The following is a 1131-nucleotide window of genomic DNA, read 5'->3' as shown; positions in this document are numbered from 1 at the left end:
ACACAGCGTTGAAATGGGAACGTCATTTGCGCCGCCTTCAAACGGATTCTCCGTGCTTTCCCCAACTTGTTCGAGCGACGTGTACATCCACGATACCGCGACACTGCATGGCACCACCAGCCATACCATGTTGCCATGCATGAAGCCACTCACTCCATCATTCAGCTTATCGAATTCGTGAAGCAGCCCGAATGGAAAAAGCAAACAGAAGAACCTCACGAATAGCGAACTGACCGTTGCATATTGACGTGGATAGGGGAAATTCTTGAAACGTTCCGATCTCGACTGGAGATCCATGAAATCCCCAACCGCCTTTTGGAGCTCCATATAGAAGCTTGAATTCAGGTGCCCCGCAATGTGAAGCATCTTGAGCGAAGCGCCTTGCAGGCTCAGAATGAATGTAGCGATAGAAGTGGAGGAAAGGGCTTGCGCGGTTTCCGAGGGAGACAAATATTCTGGCAATAATTCGCTAATGTCTCTTTCCCACTCCGGCACACGATAGAACCGACGATATTCAGCGTTGGGACGCCTGCTCGTGCTTTCCCAGATACGGGGTCGACGCAGTTCATATCTCAACGCGGTCAGCCAGGCAAGGTGTCGATACACCAGCTTTCGGGAAATGTCTTCGTCTTTGACAAGATCCCGTGCGGCCTGGCCCCAGCGGCGGCTTCTGCTCAAGATGTCAATCCAGATGTCGAGGGCGTCCATTGCCCTGTTGTATGTCTGAACGTTTTTGAAGCCAACGATAAACGACGTTGCGGTTCCGAGCAAAACCACAATCGTCAGAGGTACCGACAGCCATGTAAGACCGAAAGACTTGTACAGAACGACCGGTACAGAACCGCAAACGAGAAGTCCGTAGATTTGTCGCCGAGTCCAGATCAAAAACTCCAATAGCTTATAGGATTTTCCAAGGTGCATTTTTGTGTCTCAGACTACCGTAGGTGAATAGTGAAAAAGGACGCGGACAACGTGCGCACCCAGCAGCGCCGCGTTCCTCGTCCAATTGGCACCGTCCGGACCGCTCCCCACTAAGACGTTGCACGCTCGAATTCTGTGACATATGACCGAAAAATCTTTCGTCAGACTTCATGCTAAACGGTTGACCCAAGTTGTGACTGTTGTTCTTTA

1 protein-coding gene is annotated in these 1131 nt (G+C 50.9%); it reads right to left on the bottom strand.

Annotated elements, in window-relative coordinates; genetic code table 11:
- Nucleotides 1–921, bottom strand: a 921-nt coding sequence (locus P0D70_RS36560) for a bestrophin family protein (protein ID WP_408188107.1), incomplete at its 3' end; no start/stop codon positions are given.
- Nucleotides 922–1131 lie beyond the last annotated feature (210 nt).

It is taken from the genome of Paraburkholderia sp. RL17-381-BIF-C (genome assembly GCF_046026435.1).
Classification (GTDB): domain Bacteria; phylum Pseudomonadota; class Gammaproteobacteria; order Burkholderiales; family Burkholderiaceae; genus Paraburkholderia.
The sequence above is the reverse complement of the archived record's forward strand: the minus strand, read 5'-3'. Positions and strand labels throughout refer to the sequence as shown.